16 protein-coding genes and 1 pseudogene are annotated in these 17476 nt (G+C 61.4%); 9 read left to right on the top strand and 8 right to left on the bottom strand.

The window, feature by feature from the left end:
• The first annotated feature begins 170 nt into the window (after positions 1–170).
• Entirely contained in the window at positions 171–1214 is a 1044-nt protein-coding gene (locus ASE04_RS21575; RefSeq protein WP_056821768.1) for an NAD(P)-dependent alcohol dehydrogenase, read from the top strand.
• 49 nt (positions 1215–1263) lie between these two features.
• On the opposite strand, the gene ASE04_RS21570 is transcribed toward ASE04_RS21575, so the two are convergent.
• From ASE04_RS21570 to ASE04_RS21560, 3 genes are all read right to left on the bottom strand, one after another.
• Positions 1264–1767 (bottom strand): GNAT family N-acetyltransferase, encoded by a 504-nt coding sequence (locus tag ASE04_RS21570; RefSeq protein WP_056821766.1) that lies wholly within the window; start codon positions 1765–1767, stop codon positions 1264–1266.
• Between the two features lie 39 nt (positions 1768–1806).
• Positions 1807–2643, bottom strand: a complete 837-nt coding sequence (locus ASE04_RS21565) for a nickel-binding protein (RefSeq protein ID WP_056821761.1) — start codon at positions 2641–2643, stop codon at positions 1807–1809.
• An 86-nt stretch (positions 2644–2729) separates the two neighbouring features.
• Complete coding sequence (locus tag ASE04_RS21560) at positions 2730–3614, bottom strand: LysR family transcriptional regulator (protein WP_056821758.1); 885 nt, start codon at positions 3612–3614, stop codon at positions 2730–2732.
• A gap of 215 nt (positions 3615–3829) precedes the next feature.
• On the opposite strand from ASE04_RS21560, the gene ampC reads away from it, so the two are divergent.
• A complete protein-coding gene (ampC, locus tag ASE04_RS21555; protein WP_056821756.1) occupies positions 3830–5014 on the top strand; it encodes a class C beta-lactamase in 1185 nt (394 codons plus the stop codon).
• A gap of 636 nt (positions 5015–5650) precedes the next feature.
• Here the strand turns inward: ampC and ASE04_RS21550 are convergent.
• The 5 genes from ASE04_RS21550 to ASE04_RS21530 form a co-directional block, all read right to left on the bottom strand.
• Positions 5651–7018, bottom strand: a complete 1368-nt coding sequence (locus ASE04_RS21550) for an FAD-containing oxidoreductase (RefSeq protein WP_056821754.1) — start codon at positions 7016–7018, stop codon at positions 5651–5653.
• The gene (locus ASE04_RS21545) at positions 7018–7476 is read right to left on the bottom strand and encodes a hypothetical protein (RefSeq protein WP_056821753.1); all 459 of its coding nucleotides are present in this window, start codon (positions 7474–7476) and stop codon (positions 7018–7020) included. The genes ASE04_RS21550 and ASE04_RS21545 overlap by 1 nt, the downstream gene beginning before the upstream one ends.
• A gap of 140 nt (positions 7477–7616) precedes the next feature.
• Positions 7617–9074, bottom strand: coding sequence for a transglycosylase SLT domain-containing protein (locus ASE04_RS21540; RefSeq protein WP_056822670.1), 1458 nt, complete (start codon positions 9072–9074; stop codon positions 7617–7619).
• Positions 9075–9395: 321 nt separating this feature from the next.
• Positions 9396–10583, bottom strand: coding sequence for an acyl-CoA dehydrogenase (locus ASE04_RS21535; RefSeq protein WP_056821750.1), 1188 nt, complete (start codon positions 10581–10583; stop codon positions 9396–9398).
• Positions 10584–10680: 97 nt separating this feature from the next.
• Entirely contained in the window at positions 10681–11601 is a 921-nt protein-coding gene (locus ASE04_RS21530; protein ID WP_056821748.1) for a LysR family transcriptional regulator, read from the bottom strand.
• Positions 11602–11903: 302 nt separating this feature from the next.
• On the opposite strand from ASE04_RS21530, the gene ASE04_RS21525 reads away from it, so the two are divergent.
• The 7 genes and pseudogenes from ASE04_RS21525 (at position 11904) to mmsB (ending at position 17471) form a co-directional block, all read left to right on the top strand.
• Positions 11904–13109, top strand: coding sequence for an ABC transporter substrate-binding protein (locus tag ASE04_RS21525; protein WP_056821746.1), 1206 nt, complete (start codon positions 11904–11906; stop codon positions 13107–13109).
• A gap of 4 nt (positions 13110–13113) precedes the next feature.
• A complete protein-coding gene (locus ASE04_RS21520; protein WP_056821744.1) occupies positions 13114–13896 on the top strand; it encodes an ABC transporter ATP-binding protein in 783 nt (260 codons plus the stop codon).
• Positions 13896–14597, top strand: coding sequence for an ABC transporter ATP-binding protein (locus ASE04_RS21515; protein WP_056821742.1), 702 nt, complete (start codon positions 13896–13898; stop codon positions 14595–14597). Before ASE04_RS21520 ends, ASE04_RS21515 begins: the two co-directional genes overlap by 1 nt.
• Positions 14598–14601: 4 nt before the next feature.
• Positions 14602–15489 (top strand): branched-chain amino acid ABC transporter permease, encoded by an 888-nt coding sequence (locus ASE04_RS21510; RefSeq protein WP_056821740.1) that lies wholly within the window; start codon positions 14602–14604, stop codon positions 15487–15489.
• A 2-nt stretch (positions 15490–15491) separates the two neighbouring features.
• Positions 15492–16481, top strand: coding sequence for a branched-chain amino acid ABC transporter permease (locus ASE04_RS21505; protein WP_056821739.1), 990 nt, complete (start codon positions 15492–15494; stop codon positions 16479–16481).
• Positions 16482–16574, top strand: a pseudogene (locus ASE04_RS30315) (GMC oxidoreductase); the annotation flags it as partial.
• A gap of 12 nt (positions 16575–16586) precedes the next feature.
• Positions 16587–17471, top strand: coding sequence for a 3-hydroxyisobutyrate dehydrogenase (gene mmsB, locus ASE04_RS21500; RefSeq protein WP_056821737.1), 885 nt, complete (start codon positions 16587–16589; stop codon positions 17469–17471).
• The last annotated feature ends 5 nt before the right edge of the window (positions 17472–17476 follow it).

The following is a 17476-nucleotide window of genomic DNA, read 5'->3' as shown; positions in this document are numbered from 1 at the left end:
GGCATAAATGCCGCAGCCCTTCGTGAAACGTCAGATTTCGAGCAATTCATCGTTTCGTGGGCAAAAGCCAGAAGGGCGCGATTGAATTTCGAGCGCTTCGGGTCTTATAGTCCTCCCAAAGGCGCGTCGATTTGATCGGCGCGGGGAGGCAACGGGAAGGAAACAGAACAATGGCCAAAGTCCGCGCCCTGGTGCTCGAGCGCCAGCATGAACTCGCGCTCCGTGATATCGACCTGCCGATGGATACCGGTCCCGGCCAGGTGAAGATCAAGATCCACACGGTCGGCGTCTGCGGTTCCGATGTCCATTATTACACCCACGGCAAGATTGGTCCCTTCGTCGTCAACGAACCGATGGTGCTCGGCCACGAAGCCGCCGGCACCGTTGTCGAGGTCGGCGCAGGCGTGACGCATCTCAAGGTCGGCGACCGCGTCTGCATGGAGCCCGGCATTCCCGATCCCAATTCCAAGGCGAGCCGGCTCGGCATGTATAACGTCGACCCCGCCGTCACCTTCTGGGCGACGCCGCCTGTTCACGGCGTGCTGACATCGGAGGTCGTCCATCCCGCCAATTACACCTACAAGCTCCCCGATAATGTCAGCTTTGCCGAAGGCGCCATGGTCGAACCCTTCGCGGTCGGCATGCAGGCCGCGACGAAGGCGAAGATCGCCCCCGGCGACACCGCCGTTGTCCTCGGTGCCGGCCCGATCGGAACGATGGTGGCGATCGCCGCTCTTGCCGGTGGCTGCGCTCGCGCTGTCGTCGCGGACCTTGCGCAGCCGAAGCTCGACATCGCCGCGCAGTATCAGGGCGTCATCCCGGTCAATATCCGCGAGAAACGCCTCGTCGAGGAAGTCGCGCGCCTGACCGACGGCTGGGGCGCCGATGTGATCTTCGAATGCTCCGGCTCGCCGAAGGCCTGGGAAACCATCATGGAGCTGCCGAGACCGGGCGGCGTCATCGTTGCCGTCGGCCTGCCGGTCAATCCTGTTGGTTTCGATGTGTCGACGGCGTCGACCAAGGAAATCCGCATCGAGACGGTGTTCCGCTATGCGCACCAATACGAACGCTCGATTGCGCTGCTCGGCTCCGGCCGTGTCGATCTGAAGCCGCTGATCTCGGATACATTCGGCTTCGAGGATTCCATCAAGGCCTTCGATCGCGCGGTCGAGGCCCGTCCCGACGACGTGAAGCTGCAGATCGTGATGGGGTAACGCGACGCCGATGGGAGGCGAGGCGGCTCTGGAAGAGCCGCCGAACCGATCAGATGCTGCGGGACAGGAAGATTTCCGTGTGCCGGATGTCTTCGGGAACCGTCCGGAACGGCTCGCAGCGTCGAAAGGCGAAGGCTTCATACAACGCGACGGCCTGCGTCATGTAGATCGCCGTGTGCACCAGTACCGTTCGGTGTGCGGCCTCGCGGATCGCGTCCAGCGCCGCTGCCATCAAGGCATGGCCGATGCGTCGGCCGCGAAAGGCTGGATCGACATAGAACTTGTGAATCTCGCCCGCCTGTGTGTCGAAGGCCGTGAGCCCGATGCAGCCTGCGGCCGTGCCGTTCCAATTGGCGATGAGCATCAACGCATCCGCCGAGCCGAATTTCTCGGCGAGGCTACCACCGGTCTGGCCGTGATAGAGGCCAAGGATCAGGTCCGCCGGAACGCCAAAGGCTTTGCCCTGAGCCACGTCCCACTCGCCAAGCGCACGGCAGAATGAGGCGCAGGTGTCGAAGTCTTCTTCATTCCGCGCCGGTGCGATCGAGATCATTCCGAGTCCCTTCGTTGCATTTGCCGCGACTTGAAGACGTCAGTTCGGCCGTGCCCCTTCGGAGTCCGCCCACTCGCACTCGAATGCCAGTACCGGCTTCGCAAATCCCTTGAGATTCCGTCGCGACGCGTTGGCGAAGAGGTCCGCCGCCCCGTGCTCGCGAAAGATGTTTTCGGAAACCAGAATCTGATCGACTTCGGCCTCTGCGCAGAGGCGCGCGGCCAGTTGCACGGTTGAGCCGAAGAGGTCACGGCTGTCCTCGATCGGCTCACCGCAATCGAGCCCGATCCTGACATGGATGGGTTCCGGCGTGCCGCTGTTGTAGATTCGGAATTCGCGCTGGATGCTCATCGCACAGCCGACAGCCGCGTGCGTGGAGGCGAAGGCAGCCATGATACCGTCACCGGTGTGCTTGACCTCCCGACCCTCGCATTGCGCCAGGCAGCGGCGAACGATGGCGTCATGCGCCCTCACGAGTTCGGCAGCCATCCGGTCGCCGAGCCGCGAGGTCATCTCGGTCGAACCGACAATGTCGGTAAACAGGATGGCCCTGTGACCGGCATCCCTTTCAGCGCCGGTCTCGCCCGCCTTTTGTTCCGGCTCGTTGATGCGCCCAAGAAACGCCTCGACCGCCGACAGCGCCACCTCGACCACTTCGCCCGCGATAAAGCCATGGGCTTCGCGATACACGCATTGGGCCATTTCGGCATCCGGCGCATCGATCAGACAGAATGCGGTTCCGCGCCGCTGGTCGTACCAATAGGTCAGGAACCTCACCCCGTACCTATCCTCGACAGCCAGATCCCTGCGATGCGCATCGGCTATGTCTTCGGCGGATGTACCCGCAAGATCATGCCGGTCCATGAAGATAGCCACGTTCGTGCGTCCTTCGGAGAGCCCCTCAGCATTGGCGGCATCCTACGCCGTTGCCATCGCGAGGTCCACAGCATGGAGCATCAGGCTCAGACGGCGGGTGTAGCCGCCGCCTCGCTGAGCCAAAGACGGAAGGCCGTCATCGCCGGCGTCTCCGGCCGGGACTGCAGGCGGGTCAGCCAGTAGCTCCCCATGGTGACGGTGATGTCGAAGGGCTGGCGGATTGCCTCGGCAAGCAGATGCCGGGAGAACATCAGCGGCGGCGCCAAGGCAACGCCCGCGCCCTGCAGCGCGGCTTCCATCATGGCAAGTGATGAATCGAAGACGATGTTCTTAAACGGTGGCAGGCTCGCCTCCAGCCCGGCAGCCGCGAACCACTGCGACCACTCATCCGCGCGGTACGAGCGCAGTAACGTCTGCTTCAGCAGGTCGGCCGGCGAATTCAATTGCGTCGCGATCTCGGGCACGCAGAGCGGCGACAGCGGCGCCTCCAGCAGCCGCAAGGCCTCGATGCCGTGCCATGCGCCAGAACCGAAGCGGACCGCATAATCCAGACCCTCGGCGGCAATGTCGACCCGGTTGTTGTTGGTCGAGAGCCGCAAGTCGATGAACGGGTGCTGAGCCTGAAAGGCCCGCAGCCTGGGCAACAGCCAGCCGACCGCAAAGGTCCCGACGGCGCCGACGCGCAGCACTTCGCGGTAGTGCCCGCCCTCGAACTGCTCCAGTGTACCGGCGATCCGGTCGAAGGCATCGCGGAGCGCCGGCAGCAGCGTCTCGCCTTCGCTGGTCAGCATCAATCCGCGTGGCAGTCGCTCGAATAAGGTCACGTTCAGCCGCGTTTCCAGGCTCTTGACCTGATGGCTGACGGCGGCCTGCGTGACGCAGAGCTCGATCGCGGCTTTGGTGAAGCTGAGGTGCCGGGCGGATGCTTCAAACGCTCTGAGTGCGTTCAGCGGCAGATGCGGACGAACCATGCCAACCCCCAATTTTTCTAATGCCTCACGCTAGATATCGTCGTTTGAGACAGCGGTACAGGTCCCGTATACAAACCCCGCCCGAGCCAATCCACTTCTCCGACGATAATCGACAATGCCGGTTTGCTCGGTGTCTCAAGGCATTTTGCACCGGACGTCCTGTCGCGGCGACCAGCGCGCGGCAATTCCACGAACCCCGAGGCTCCGTATCTGTTATGAGAAATATTCCGCAATCCACATTTGCTATTCTCGCCGCCGCTTCAGTTTTTATTGGATCTGGTGCGCAGGCGACCGACCGCCAGAACGAACTCGCTCGCGTCGTTGACGCGGTGGCCGTCCCGCTGATGGCGAAGAACAACATCCCCGGTATGGCAATTGCCGTCACGGTGGGAGGAAAGCGATACATCTACAATTATGGCGTGGCATCGAAGGCCGGCCGACGGAGTGTGACGGACGCGACACTGTTTGAGATCGGCTCGGTCAGCAAGACCTTCACCGCGACCCTTGCAGGCTACGCTCACGCGAGCGGCGATCTCTCGTTCGCCGACAGCCCGGCCAAATACCTTCCGGAACTCGCCGGCAGCCGCCTTACCGAAACGACCATGCTCGACCTCGGCACCTATACGGCCGGTGGGCTGCCGCTGCAGTTCCCCGATGACGTCACCGACCACAAGGCGATGGTTGGCTACTACAGGAACTGGAAGCCGGCCTATGCGCCCGGAACCCGGCGCGTCTATTCCAATCCGAGCATCGGCTTGTTCGGCTACGCGGCGGCAAAGGCGATGGGTTGGCCCTTCGACGACCTGATGCAGCAAAAGCTCTTTCCTGCGCTCGGCCTCAGCCATACCTTCATTTCGGTTCCGAAGATTGAGGATGGGAACTACGCCTATGGCTATTCGAAGACCGGCAAGGCCATCCGTGTGTCCCCCGGCGTCCTGGATTCCGAAGCCTATGGCGTGAAGATGTCGGCGAATGACATGCTCCGTTTCGTCGAAGCCAACATGGATGGCGCCGATCTCGACAAGACCATGCAAGCCGCGATCGCCGCGACTCATACGGGCTATTACAAGGTCGGCGGCATGACCCAGGGCCTCGGTTGGGAAATGTATGATTACCCGACGACCCTCGACCAGCTTTTGGCGGGCAACTCGGCCGACATGACCCTCAAGGCCAACGAGCTCGAGAAGCTGTCGCCGCCACGGCCGCCGCGCAAAGATGTGCTTCTCAACAAGACCGGTTCGACCAACGGCTTCGGTGCTTACGTCGCCTTCGTGCCGTCGAAGAGCATCGGCATTGTCCTCTTAGCAAACAAGAACTATCCGAACAGCGAGCGCGTAAAGGCGGCCTACAAGATATTGGCGACGCTCGACGGCGATTTTCCTGCCGTAAGCTCCGACTGAGCACCCGCCGACAGGGGGACAAGGGCACACGCCTCCTCCAATATCATCAAGGAGTTAGACCGGCTTACGTCCACGCGGCACCAATGACTACGATAATGAGCCATCCCGTCGCGGATACACCGCAAGGCGTTGCGGCGAGGCGGGACCGGCGCGGGGTGTGGGGGTAGGACGCAAAACCTCACACACCGGGTCCGCAGAAAATGGTCTCCCTCCGGGGACGGCGGCGCCCGCGCGAATGCGGCGTCGAGTTGAGCCCCGGACGTGCCTGTGTGGCACACATGGCCCCCGGGGAGGCGAAAGCTTCCTCGGGCAAGGCGGCAGAGGGACCCAAGTTGCGGGCATAAACCGCTGAACGGGGCGCTGGGAAGCGCCATATTGTTTTTACTCCAGCGAGGCAATTTCCAGCGCCCCGTCCGAGTGAAGTGCAGGATCAAGCCACGGGCCGCAAGGATCGCGTGAGGGCGAAACCATGTGTTGTCATTCCCGCCATCGCCTCTCCTCCGTCACCCCGGACTTGATCCGGGGTCGAGTGTGCTCAAGCCCTTGAGCGCGAAGGACCGATACGGGCCGCAGACGCGGCGCCACTGAATGCCGGATCAAGCGCTGCATGACGGAAGCACTTGGGCTGATCACCAACTACACCGGCTTCAAATCCCCAAGCAGCGTCGGGATCAGCTCGGACACGGTCGGATGAATCGGCACCGCCCATTTGAGCACGGGATAGGGGGCCTTGGCATTCATGGCGTCGATGAAACCGTGGATCGCCTCGTCGCCCTCGATGCCGAGAATGGCGGCACCCAGGATTTGCTGCGTGTCGGCATCGGCGATCACCTTCATGAAGCCCTTGGTTTCGGCGCGCTCGTTGGCGCGGCCGACTCGGCTCATCGGGCGGGTGGAGATCATGATCTTGCGGCCGGTGGCCCGCGCTTCCTTCTCGCTCATCCCGACGCGGCCGAGCGGCGGATCGATATAGAGCGCATAGGCGAGGATGCGGTCACTGAGCTTGCGATCCTCGCCATCGAGCAGGTTGGCGGCAGCAATCTCGAAGTCGTTGTAGGATGTATGGGTAAAGGCGCCCCGGCCGTTGCAATCGCCGAGCGCCCAGATGCCCTCGACATTGGTGGCAAGCTTGTCGTCGACGGTGATGTAGCCGCGCTTGTCGGTGATGACGCCGGCCTTGTCGAGCCCGAGGTCGCCGGTGTTCGGCGTGCGCCCGGTGGCGACAAGCACGTGGCTTGCCTTGATTGCCGGCTGGCCATTGCCGATACTGACCTCGACCCCGTCTGCCGTCTTCGAGAAGCCGATGCCATCGGCATCGGTGTGGACGGCAATGCCTTCCGAGCGCAGGATATCGGCGATCGCATCGGAGATGTCGGCGTCCTCGCGCGACGCGAGCTTCGCGCCTCGCTCGATCACCGTCACCTCGGCACCGAAGCGGCGATACATCTGCGCGAACTCCAGCCCGATATAGCTGCCGCCGATGACCGCAAGATGCCTCGGAAGCTGGTCGAGATGGATGATCGATGTGCTCGTCAGATAGTCTATATCGCCGATCCCCGGCATATCGGGAATGGTCGGCCGCGCGCCGACATTCAGGAAGATCTTCGGAGCGGTCAGTGTCTCGCCATTGACGCTCACCGTATGAGCGTCGTCGAAGCGGGCGTGGCCGTAGATGACGGTCATGCCTTCCATGCCGGCAAACCAGTCGATCAAGCCGTTGCGGGCATTCATCGTCACGGTTTCGGCGCGCTTGCGCACCACCGTCATGTCGATGCCGATGGCGCCCGGGATCAGCACGCCGTAGTCGGCGGCGCGTCGCGCCACATGGGCGGCGCGAGCGCTGGCGACCAGCGTCTTCGTCGGCATACAGCCGGCGTTGACGCAGGTGCCGCCGAGGAACTTGCGCTCGATCAACGCCACCTTCATGCCCTTCGCGACCATGCGGGCGGCGAGGAAGGGACCGGACTGGCCGGCCCCGATGACGATGGCGTCGAAACTTGGCATCACACTGCTCCCACGATGATGAGCGCGCCGATGATCGCAACCGCATCCTCGATCAGGGCGGCCGGTGTATCCCTGCCGAAGGCGGCGGCGAGCCTGCCGCGCGCGGCCGCTCCGCCAAGTGTGCCAACCGCGGCGCCGACCACGCCCGCAACCAGCCCGCCGACGAGCGAACCACCGGAGGCGCCGATGGTGGCGCCCGTCAGCGCGCCCATGATCAGGCGGGCGGCAAACTGCATCGGGACCTTGCGAGATGGTGTCGAGGGCAGCTGGTCGGTGATCAACTCGACGACGGCGAGCAGGCTGAACACCCACGGAGTCCAGCGATATCCCATGAAGGCAAGCGGTGTCTGCGAAACGTCAAACCAACCGAGAGCAGCGCCCCAGGCAACGGCGGCCGGCGCCATCATGGCTCGGAGCCCTGCGATAATTCCAATCAGAAATGCAAGAAACAAAAGCATGTGCAATCCCCCATGCCGCGTGCAATTCAATCGCGGTCACGGGAGGCTTGCATATTGTTGCGCAGGTTTCAATTTGCGCGATGGTCTACTTGACGCAATTGGCAATGGCGGTGACCCACCGACGATCGTCAAGCATGCGGTTATTTCTGTTGCAGTAGTTCCGTCCGCTTACGCTCGTCCATGCGCTCCACGAGTAGTGAGTAGGCGACGTAGTACTTGTAGATATTGCTGACGTATTGAACGGTCTCTCGTCCGACAATGGCTGCCGCGCCATTTTCGACATTGCCAAACCAGACGTCGGGATCGAGCCCCATCGTCTTCGCTTTCTCGCGGAATTTGCGAAGATTTCCAGGCCCCGCATTGTAGGCAGCGAAAGCGAAGAGTTGCCGATTCTTGGGTTGGAGGTTCTCATCGTCGATATATGTTTTGATCAGGTGACGCAGGTACTTCGCGCCGGCCTCCACGTTCCGATCAGGATCCTTATCGATGCCGTTGATGCCGATGTCCTTGTCCTTGGCGGTCGAAGGCAGCATCTGCATGATGCCGACAGCACCCCTCGGCGAGCGTCTCGACTGGTCGAGCTGCGATTCTTGATATCCTTGTGCCATCAGCATCAGATAATCAAAGGAATATGTGTCGCCATACTTTCGAAAAATCTCGATCAGCGCCTGGAACCGCTGCACATCAGAGGGCGAGTAGGCGCGCTTGACGATCTTGTCCTGCTTGAAGAAGGTCGTACGCAGGATGTTGCCGAATGTCGTGCCGACCTTATGGGTTGCCACGAAGGCATTGAGTTCGGTTTTCAGCAGTGGGCTGTTCTTGCGGATCGCCCACGCGATCTTGCCTTCCGATGACACCACGACGTCGTCGCGCACTCTCAAGTCGGGAAAGACATGCGCCCAGATCGCTGCCTTGTAGGAGTCGACGACCGTGAACGGAAAAAGGCCTGCATTGACCATTTCCATCAGGTCCTCGTCTTCGAGGCTTTCGTCCATCGAATCGATGACGATCTCTTTCTTTCCGCTGGAGACGAGTTCCTGGTTTCTGGCGAGAAGATGCTCGTAATAGCTGCTCGACTTGCGCACAGCGACGTGTTGGCCTGAGAGGTCATCAAGGCCAGCCACGCTTGGACTGGCTGGCGATGCGACCAGGACTTCCTTCGCATCGGCATAGAGCGGATCGGTGAAATCAACGGTCTTCGCCCGCTCGTCCGTGATCGTGAGGTTGGCCATGACGATATCGCCAAGTCCCTCATTCAGCGCGGTGAGCAGCTGGTCTCGCGGCGTCGGCACGAAAATGACGTTGACTTGATCGATCTGCTTCTTTCGGTCTTTGTTCAGGACCTTTTCGAGCTCCCTGCCAAACTCGACCGCCGTGCCAAACTGGCGCCCCTTGTCGACGAAGTAGATCGTTTTGCTGAAGGGAACGAGCACACGAACGATGCGGCGCTGCTTCATCGCGTCGAGGTCGATGAGATGTCGTTCAATAAGGGCGGGCTTCGCCGCAGGAGTTGCCGTATTCGGGAAGGCGCCTGGCGCAAGGAGATACGACGAGGAAAAGGCAACTGCCAGAACCAAACACTTTTGAAGCGATTTCATCGTTCGTCCCCCGCGAAGCGCCGTTTCGCGCTTTATCACCCTGTCCATGGACTATGCGGCTGAAGCTCCTCGCTGCGGAAGTACGTTACAGTTAACCCCGTGGCAAAATAGGTAACAAAAGTCCTGCTCTCGGTTCGGTCTAGCTCGCAGACATGACCGAAGGAACGGGCGCCGCCTAAGAAAAAACCCCGCGCTCTGGCGGGGTTGTAAAGGAAGACGATATTGAACATCGGATATCAAACGCGGGAAACGCATTTAGGTTCCGAGTTCTCTAGCGGATCGGCAGCTCTCAGGTCCCATCGCCGAGCACATCGCCTTGGTTCAGTTGGCAAAGGCGGCAATGCCGGTAACGGCGCGGCCGAGGATCAACGCGTGAACGTCATGCGTCCCCTCATAGGTGTTGACCACCTCGAGGTTGACGAGATGGCGGGCGATGCCGAATTCGTCGGAAATGCCGTTGCCGCCGAGCATGTCGCGGGCAAGCCTGGCGATATCGAGGGCCTTGCCGCAGGAATTGCGCTTGACGATCGAGGTCAGCTCGACCGGCGGATGCCCGTCTTCCTTCATGCGGCCGAGCCGGAGGCAGCCCTGCAGGCCGAGCGAGATTTCGGTGATCATGTCCGCAAGCTTCTTCTGGACCAGCTGGTTGGCCGCCAGCGGACGGCCGAACTGCTTGCGGTCGAGCACATATTGGCGGGCCTTGGCATAGCAGTCTTCGGCAGCGCCCAGCGCTCCCCAGGCAATACCGAAGCGGGCCGAGTTGAGGCAGGTAAACGGTCCCTTGAGACCGGTGACATCAGGCAAAAGGTTCTCTTCCGGCACGAAGACCTCGTCCATGACCACCTCACCGGTGATCGAGGCGCGCAGGCCGACCTTGCCATGGATCGCCGGCGCCGACAGGCCCTTCCAACCCTTCTCCAGGATGAAGCCGCGGATAACGCCGTCCTCGGTCTTAGCCCAGACGACGAAGACATCGGCGATCGGGGCATTGGAGATCCAGGTCTTGGCGCCGGAGAGGCTGTAGCCGCCATCGACCTTCCGTGCCCGCGTCACCATCGAACCTGGATCCGAACCGTGGTTCGGTTCGGTCAGGCCGAAGCAGCCGATCCATTCGCCGGTCGCAAGTTTCGGCAGGTATTTCTGCTTCTGCGCCTCGGAGCCGAAGGCATCGATCGGCACCATGACGAGGGAGGACTGTACGCTCATCATCGAGCGGTAGCCGCTGTCGACGCGCTCGACCTCGCGGGCGATCAGGCCATAGGCGACATAGCCGAGACCGGCGCCGCCATATTCCGGGGCAATCGTCGGTCCAAGCAGTCCAAGCTCGCCCATTTCGCGGAAAATCTCAGGATCGGTCTTTTCATGACGGAAGGCTTCGAGGACGCGGGGCACCAGCTTGTCCTGGGCATAGGCGTGGGCGGTTTCCTGCACCATGCGCTCTTCGTCGGTCAACTGCTCCACAAGCCGGAACGGATCGGCCCAGTCGAAGATCTCGCGGGTATGCTGCATGGTCGTTCCTCCTCGTTCACCTGCCGGTGCGAACACTCTTCGGGCATAGACCCGCAGGTTGGAAGGGTCAACTCGCCAGGGGATTTCGGCCCCCGATCTAACGCTTGACCCAGGGTGGGACGAACCTGACATCCTCGCCGGTCACCGCTTCCCGCAGGAAATCGATGACCGCCCGAACCCGCGGCGACTGGCGAAGGTCACGATGACAGGTGATCCAGTAATGTCGCTTGAGATCGACTTCGTCGGGAAGAACCCGCTCAAGTTCCGGGTAGCGGCTCGCGAAGAAATAGGGAAGCACGCACAGCCCAAGGCCATTTCTGGTCGCCGTCAACTGCGCGAAGATACTGGAACTCTGGAACTGCGGCTTGATGCGGGGATGCACGTCGCCGAGGTAATCGAGGCCGGGGGCGAAGATCATCTCCTCGATGTAGCTGATGAAGGGATGCTCCAAAAGATCGTCGCGGCAGGTGATCGGCGCGCTTCGCTGCAGATAGTCCCGCGAGCTGTAGACCTGAAGATGGTAGTCGGTGAGCTTGTCGGAAAAATAGGGTCCGCCCTTCGGCTCGTCGAGAATGACGGAGATGTCGGCCTCCTTGCGCGACAGCGACATGATCTGTTGGATCGTGACCAACTCGAGCGACAGATGGGGATGGCGCGCGACGAACTGCGGCAGCACGCGTGCGAAGAAGAAGTTCGAGAAGCCCTCGGGTGCGCTGAGGCGAACGACACCACGCTGCGTGGTCGCGCCATCGGTCAGATCGGCGCGCAGCCGTTCGGTCTCCTGTTCCATCTTCTCGGCAGTCTCGACGAAGCGCGCACCCATCGCCGTCATCACGTAGCCGCGCGGGTTGCGCTCGAAGAGCTTGACCTTCAGCGCGAACTCCAGCCTGTCGATGCGCCGCGAGACGGTCGCATGGCTGGTGCGCAATTGCCGGGCTGCGGTCGACAACTGGCCGGTGCGGGCAACCGCCAGAAAGAACTGAAGATCGTCCCAGGTAAATTGCGGCGGATTGTTCATCTGTGTCTTCCGCCCGCTCGATATTGGTCTTTCGTCTAATGCGATGCAGCCTGCACGTCGCCGTGGTCCGCCCTAGGTTCCAACGAAAGCGCCCTAACGATCTGCATTCCCTGGGTTGGAGCGGTGCCGAACGATAGTTCTGTTCAAAAACGAACAGATACTGTTTGGAATTAGTTGTAAAGCGGCCTTGCCTGATTGGTGCAATTCCGTGATCGTGAGGCACGGGTTGGCAGCTTTGAGGAGAGCGGCTGGCCAAATTTGAACAGATCCGCATTCTGGCCAATCTCTGGGAGGAGAGACTTATGCGAAAGAATCTCATTGCGTCGCTGGCATTTCTACTTGCAAGCAGTACCGCTGTGCTCGCCGACGGTGCATCCGACGGTAAGGTGAAGATCGGCATCCTGAACGACCAATCCGGTGTTTACGCCGACTTCGGCGGCAAGTCTTCCGTCGAGGCCGCAAAGATGGCCGTGGAGGATTTCGGCGGCAAGGTGCTCGGCGTTCCGGTCGAGATCGTCGATGCCGACCACCAGAACAAGCCCGACATCGCCTCCAACATTGCCCGCCAGTGGTATGATACCGAGCAGGTCGACGCGATCATGGAGTTGACCACCTCGTCGGTGGCGCTCGCGGTTCAGGCCGTGGCGAAGGAAAAGAAGAAGATCGATATCGTCACCGGCGCGGCGACGACCGACCTGACCGGCAAGGCTTGCTCGCCCTACGGTTTCCACTGGGCTTACGACACGCACGCTCTTGCGGTCGGTACCGGCGGCGCGCTCGTCAAGCAGGGCGGTGACAGCTGGTTCTTCCTGACGGCGGACTATGCCTTCGGCTACTCCCTGGAGCAGCAGACGAGTGACTTCGTGAAGGCCAACGGCGGAAAGGTCGTCGGATCCGTTCGTCACCCGCTGTCGACGCAGGACTTCTCGTCCTTCCTGCTGCAGGCGCAGTCGTCAGGGGCAAAGGTTATCGGCCTTGCCAATGCAGGTCTCGATACCGCAAACGCCATCAAGCAGGCGGCTGAATTCGGAATTACGCAAGGTGGCCAGCATCTGGCGGCGCTGCTCTTCACACTGGCCGAGGTTCACGGCCTTGGCCTCGAAGCAGCGCAGGGGTTGACGCTGACCGAAGGCTACTACTGGAACCTCGACGACAAGAGCCGCGAGTTCGGCAAGAAGTTCTTTGCCCGCACGGGCAAGATGCCGAACATGATCCACGCGGGTACCTACTCGGCGGTTCTGCAGTACCTCAAGGCCGTCGACAAAGCCGGTACCGACGATACCGAGGCTGTCGCCAAGCAGTTGCACGAACTGCCTGTCGACGATGTCTTCGGTCGCGGCGGCACTGTTGGTCCGAACGGCCGCATGATCCACGACATGTACCTGCTGCAGGTCAAGAAGCCTGCCGACAGCAAGGAGCCGTGGGATTATTTCAACGTTCTCGCAACCATCCCCGGCAAGGAGGCCTATATCGATCCCGCCAAGAGCGGCTGCACCCTGGCGAACTGAACCGATGGCGGTCTCCGCAACCCAATCGAGCGCAACGCCGCGGGTGGTTCTCTCCGCCCGCGGTCTGCGCCGTGACTTCGGTGGCTTCACTGCTGTCAAGAATGTCGATCTCGACGTGCACGACGCGTGCGTTCACGCCCTCATTGGCCCTAACGGCGCCGGCAAGACGACGGTCTTCAATCTACTGACGAAGTTCCTGCAGCCAACGTCAGGCACGATCACGCTGATGGGAACTGACATCACTAGGACCGCGCCGGACAAGGTGGCGCGCATGGGGCTGGTCCGATCGTTCCAGATTTCGGCGGTGTTTCCGCACCTCAGCGTGCTCGACAATGTGCGCGTTGCTCTGCAGCGGCCCAACAATCTGTCGACGCAGTTCTGGCGTCCGCTGTCGGCGCTGGACGCCCTGAACGATCGCGCGGAACAATTGTTGGCGAAGGTCGGCTTGTCCAAGGAGCGCGACGCGATCGCGGCCGATCTTTCCTACGGCCGCAAGCGCGTGCTCGAAATCGCAACGACGCTTGCCCTTGATCCCCGCGTACTGCTGCTCGACGAGCCAATGGCCGGCATGGGGCAGGAGGACGTCGGCGTCATCTCTGCCTTGATCCGCGAGGTGGCGCGCGACCGCGCCGTTCTCATGGTTGAGCACAATCTGTCGGTTGTCGCCACCATCTGCCAGCATGTGACGGTCCTGCAGCGTGGAGAAATTCTGGCCGAAGGCGATTATGCGACGGTCAGTGCCGATACGCGGGTGCGTCAGGCCTATATGGGCGCGGAGGAGGCGTGATGGCGGCACTTCTGGAGGTCCAGGGGCTGAATGCCTGGTATGGCGAAAGCCATATCCTGCATGGTGTCGACATGCGGGTCGGAGAAGGCGAGACGGTCACCATCCTTGGCCGCAACGGCGTCGGCAAGACGACGACCCTGCGCACCATCACCGGCATTGTCCGCTCCAGAAAGGGCAAGCTGACCTTCGCCGGCGAGGACATGATGCAGGTGCCGCTGCACAAGACCGCGCATCGCGGCATCGGCTTCGTACCGGAGGAAAGAGGCATATTCTCGACGTTGACGGTGTCCGAAAACCTGCTGCTCCCGCCCGTAGTGGCCTCGGGCGGGATGGCCACCGACGAGATATACGAGCTGTTCCCGAACCTCTACGAACGTCGCAACAGTCCGGGCACGAAACTGTCGGGTGGCGAGCAGCAGATGCTGGCGATCGCCCGCATCCTGCGCACCGGTGTTCGCATGCTTCTGCTCGACGAGCCGACCGAGGGACTGGCGCCCGTTATCGTCCAACGCATCGGCGAGGTGCTGAAGCAATTGAAGCAACGCGGCATGACGATCCTGCTCGTCGAACAGAATTTCCGCTTCGCTAGCCGGATCGCCGATCGGTTCTATCTTATGGATCACGGGCAGATGGTGTCGGAATTCCCGGTTGGCGAATTGCCGGAGCGGATGGGTACGCTGCACAAGGTTCTGGGAGTGTGACCTGATGACGATGATCTTCGGCATTCCCCTGCAGGCATTCATGGGTCAGCTGCTGATCGGCCTGATCAACGGCTCCTTCTATGCCCTCTTGAGTCTCGGACTTGCCATCATCTTCGGCCTCTTGCGGGTGATCAACTTCGCGCATGGCGCGCAATACATGCTCGGTGCTTTTGCTGCCTATCTACTGCTTGCCTATGCCGGCATCGGCTATTGGCCGTCGCTGATCCTGGCACCGATCATTGTCGGACTGGCGGGTGCCGTGATCGAACGGCTTTTCCTGCGCCGGCTTTATGACCTCGATCCGCTCTATGGCCTGCTCTTCACCTTCGGTCTGGCGCTCGCCGTCGAAGGCACCTTCCGCTATCTCTACGGTTCTTCAGGCCAACCCTATGCGCCGCCCGCGGCCCTCACCGGTGCCGTGAACGTCGGCTTCATGTTCCTGCCGATCTATCGCGGCTGGGTGGTCGTCGTCTCATTGGTGGTCTGCCTCGGTACCTGGCTTCTGATCGAGAAGACGAAGCTCGGCGCTTATCTCAGGGCCGCCACCGAAAACGCGACGCTCGTCCAGGCTTTCGGCGTCAACGTGCCGGTTCTGCTGACGTTGACCTACGCGCTTGGGGCCGGCCTTGCGGCCTTCGCCGGTGTGCTGGCGGCGCCGATCTATCAGGTATCGCCGCTGATGGGCTCCAGTATGATCATCGTTGTGTTCGCCGTCGTCGTGGTCGGCGGGATGGGCTCGATCATGGGAGCAATCATCACCGGTTATTTCCTTGGCATTGCCGAAGGCCTGACCAAGGTCTTTTATCCGGAGGCGTCCAACATCGTGATCTTTGTCATCATGGCGATTGTTCTCCTCATCAGGCCCGCGGGCCTCTTCGGCCGGGATGCGTGACGATGACTGAGATCAGCGAAACCATCAGGGCCGAGAAGAGCCGGACCGCGCTGTCGGTGCAGGCGGCCTTCCTGATCATCGGCCTGCTGCTCCTGTTGCTGGCGCCATTCTTTTTCTATCCGATCTTCCTGATGAAGCTCCTGTGCTTCGCGCTGTTTGCCTGTGCCTTCAACCTGCTGCTTGGCTATACCGGCCTTCTCTCGTTCGGCCATGCGACGTTCTTCGGCGGCGCCGCCTACTTTACGGCGCATGCCGTGAAGGAATGGGGGCTCTCGCCGGAGCTTGGCATTCTCGTCGGCGTGGCCGGTGCCGCCGTTCTCGGTCTCGTGATGGGTTTTTTCGCGATCCGCCGCCAGGGCATCTATTTCGCGATGATCACATTGGCTCTGTCGCAGATGTTCTTCTTCTTCTGCCTGCAGTCGAAGTTCACGCATGGCGAGGACGGTATCCAGTCCGTGCCACGCGGCCACCTGTTCGGCTTCATCGACCTCAACAGTTCGACCAACATGTATTACTTCGTGCTGGCCGTCTTCGTCGTCGGCATCGTGATTATCTGGCGCTTCATAAACTCGCCGTTCGGAATGATCCTGAAATCGATCCGCGAGAACGAGCAGCGAGCAATATCGCTTGGCTACTCCGTCGCGCGCTACAAGCTCGGCGCCTTCGTGATGTCCGCAGCCCTGGCGGGGCTGGCGGGTGCCGTGAAGTCGCTAGTCTTCCAGTTCGCGACCTTGACCGATGTCGCCTGGCAGATGTCGGGCGAGGTGATCCTCATGACGCTGCTTGGCGGTATCGGCACGCTGATCGGCCCGCTGTTTGGCGCGGGCCTGGTCGTCACGCTGGAAAACTACCTCGCAACGTCGGAATTCCCGGTGACGATCATCACGGGCATCGTGTTCATGGTTTGCGTGCTGATCTTCCGCCGCGGCATCATCGGTGAATTCTACGCGTCGCGCCTCGGACGGAAACTCGGCTTTGTCTACCGTCGTTGATCGGCAGGAGATATAGGCACGACGATCTTTCACCCGGTCGGCACATGCCGGATGGGCGCGGATCGCGACAGTGTGGTCGATCCTCGTCTTAAATAGGAGAATGGCATGGCACGGATCGCATTTATCGGACTTGGCAATATGGGCGGGCCGATGGCCGCCAATCTCGTCAAGGCTGGCCACGAGGTGACCGGGTTCGATCTGGCCGCAACTGTTCTGCAGGCCGCGGAAGGAAATGGCGTGACGCCCGCGAGCCACATCAGCCAAGCCGTCTCGGGGGCGGAGATCGTCGTGACGATGCTACCCCAGGGAAAGCACGTCTTGACCGCTTGGCCTGATATCCTGGCCTCAGTCGCGAGCGGCACCCTGGTAATCGATTGCTCGACCATTGATGTCGACAGCGCGCGAAAAGCTCATGAGCTGGCCAGGACAGCCGGATGTTTGTCTCTCGACGCTCCGGTTTCCGGCGGCACCGGCGGAGCGTCGGCGGGGACGTTGACATTCATGGCCGGCGGTTCCGATGAGGCATTCGAAAAGGCACGACCGGTGCTCGAAGCCATGGGAAAGAAGATCATCCATTGCGGTGAGGCGGGCGCAGGGCAGGCGGCGAAGATCTGCAACAACATGATCCTAGGCATATCGATGATCGGGGTGTGCGAAGCATTCGCGCTCGGTGAAAGGCTTGGTCTGTCGCATCAGGCGCTCTTCGACGTCGCGTCGACATCCTCGGGGCAGTGCTGGTCTGTCAGCACCTATTGCCCGGTGCCGGGGCCGGTACCCGCCTCGCCGGCCAACAATGACTACAAGCCGGGTTTTGCCGCCGCTCTCATGCTGAAGGATCTCCGTCTCTCCCAGGAAGCAGCGCTCTCCACGGGTGCCTCGACGCCGCTCGGGGCGGAGGCGGCGCAGCTCTATGCTCTCTTCGAGAAGCAGGGTAACGGAGGGCGGGATTTTTCGGCCATCATCGAAATGTTGCGTGGCAAGGGCATATAGCGTTC

The organism is Rhizobium sp. Root708, from assembly GCF_001429725.1.
Classification (GTDB): Bacteria; Pseudomonadota; Alphaproteobacteria; order Rhizobiales; family Rhizobiaceae; genus Rhizobium.
This window is presented reverse-complemented; position numbering and strand designations above follow the sequence as displayed.

Bases quoted from the DNA above. Each gene is read 5' to 3' on its own strand.
- ASE04_RS21575 (WP_056821768.1), top strand. From the start codon at position 171: ATGGCCAAAGTCCGCGCCCTGGTGCTCGAGCGCCAGCATGAACTCGCG.
- ASE04_RS21570 (WP_056821766.1), bottom strand. From the start codon at position 1,767: ATGATCTCGATCGCACCGGCGCGGAATGAAGAAGACTTCGACACCTGC.
- ASE04_RS21560 (WP_056821758.1), bottom strand. From the start codon at position 3,614: ATGGTTCGTCCGCATCTGCCGCTGAACGCACTCAGAGCGTTTGAAGCA.
- ampC (WP_056821756.1), top strand. From the start codon at position 3,830: ATGAGAAATATTCCGCAATCCACATTTGCTATTCTCGCCGCCGCTTCA.
- ASE04_RS21550 (WP_056821754.1), bottom strand. From the start codon at position 7,018: ATGCCAAGTTTCGACGCCATCGTCATCGGGGCCGGCCAGTCCGGTCCC.
- ASE04_RS21545 (WP_056821753.1), bottom strand. From the start codon at position 7,476: ATGCTTTTGTTTCTTGCATTTCTGATTGGAATTATCGCAGGGCTCCGA.
- ASE04_RS21540 (WP_056822670.1), bottom strand. From the start codon at position 9,074: ATGAAATCGCTTCAAAAGTGTTTGGTTCTGGCAGTTGCCTTTTCCTCG.
- ASE04_RS21535 (WP_056821750.1), bottom strand. From the start codon at position 10,583: ATGCAGCATACCCGCGAGATCTTCGACTGGGCCGATCCGTTCCGGCTT.
- ASE04_RS21530 (WP_056821748.1), bottom strand. From the start codon at position 11,601: ATGAACAATCCGCCGCAATTTACCTGGGACGATCTTCAGTTCTTTCTG.
- ASE04_RS21525 (WP_056821746.1), top strand. From the start codon at position 11,904: ATGCGAAAGAATCTCATTGCGTCGCTGGCATTTCTACTTGCAAGCAGT.
- ASE04_RS21520 (WP_056821744.1), top strand. From the start codon at position 13,114: ATGGCGGTCTCCGCAACCCAATCGAGCGCAACGCCGCGGGTGGTTCTC.
- ASE04_RS21515 (WP_056821742.1), top strand. From the start codon at position 13,896: ATGGCGGCACTTCTGGAGGTCCAGGGGCTGAATGCCTGGTATGGCGAA.
- ASE04_RS21510 (WP_056821740.1), top strand. From the start codon at position 14,602: ATGACGATGATCTTCGGCATTCCCCTGCAGGCATTCATGGGTCAGCTG.
- ASE04_RS21505 (WP_056821739.1), top strand. From the start codon at position 15,492: ATGACTGAGATCAGCGAAACCATCAGGGCCGAGAAGAGCCGGACCGCG.
- mmsB (WP_056821737.1), top strand. From the start codon at position 16,587: ATGGCACGGATCGCATTTATCGGACTTGGCAATATGGGCGGGCCGATG.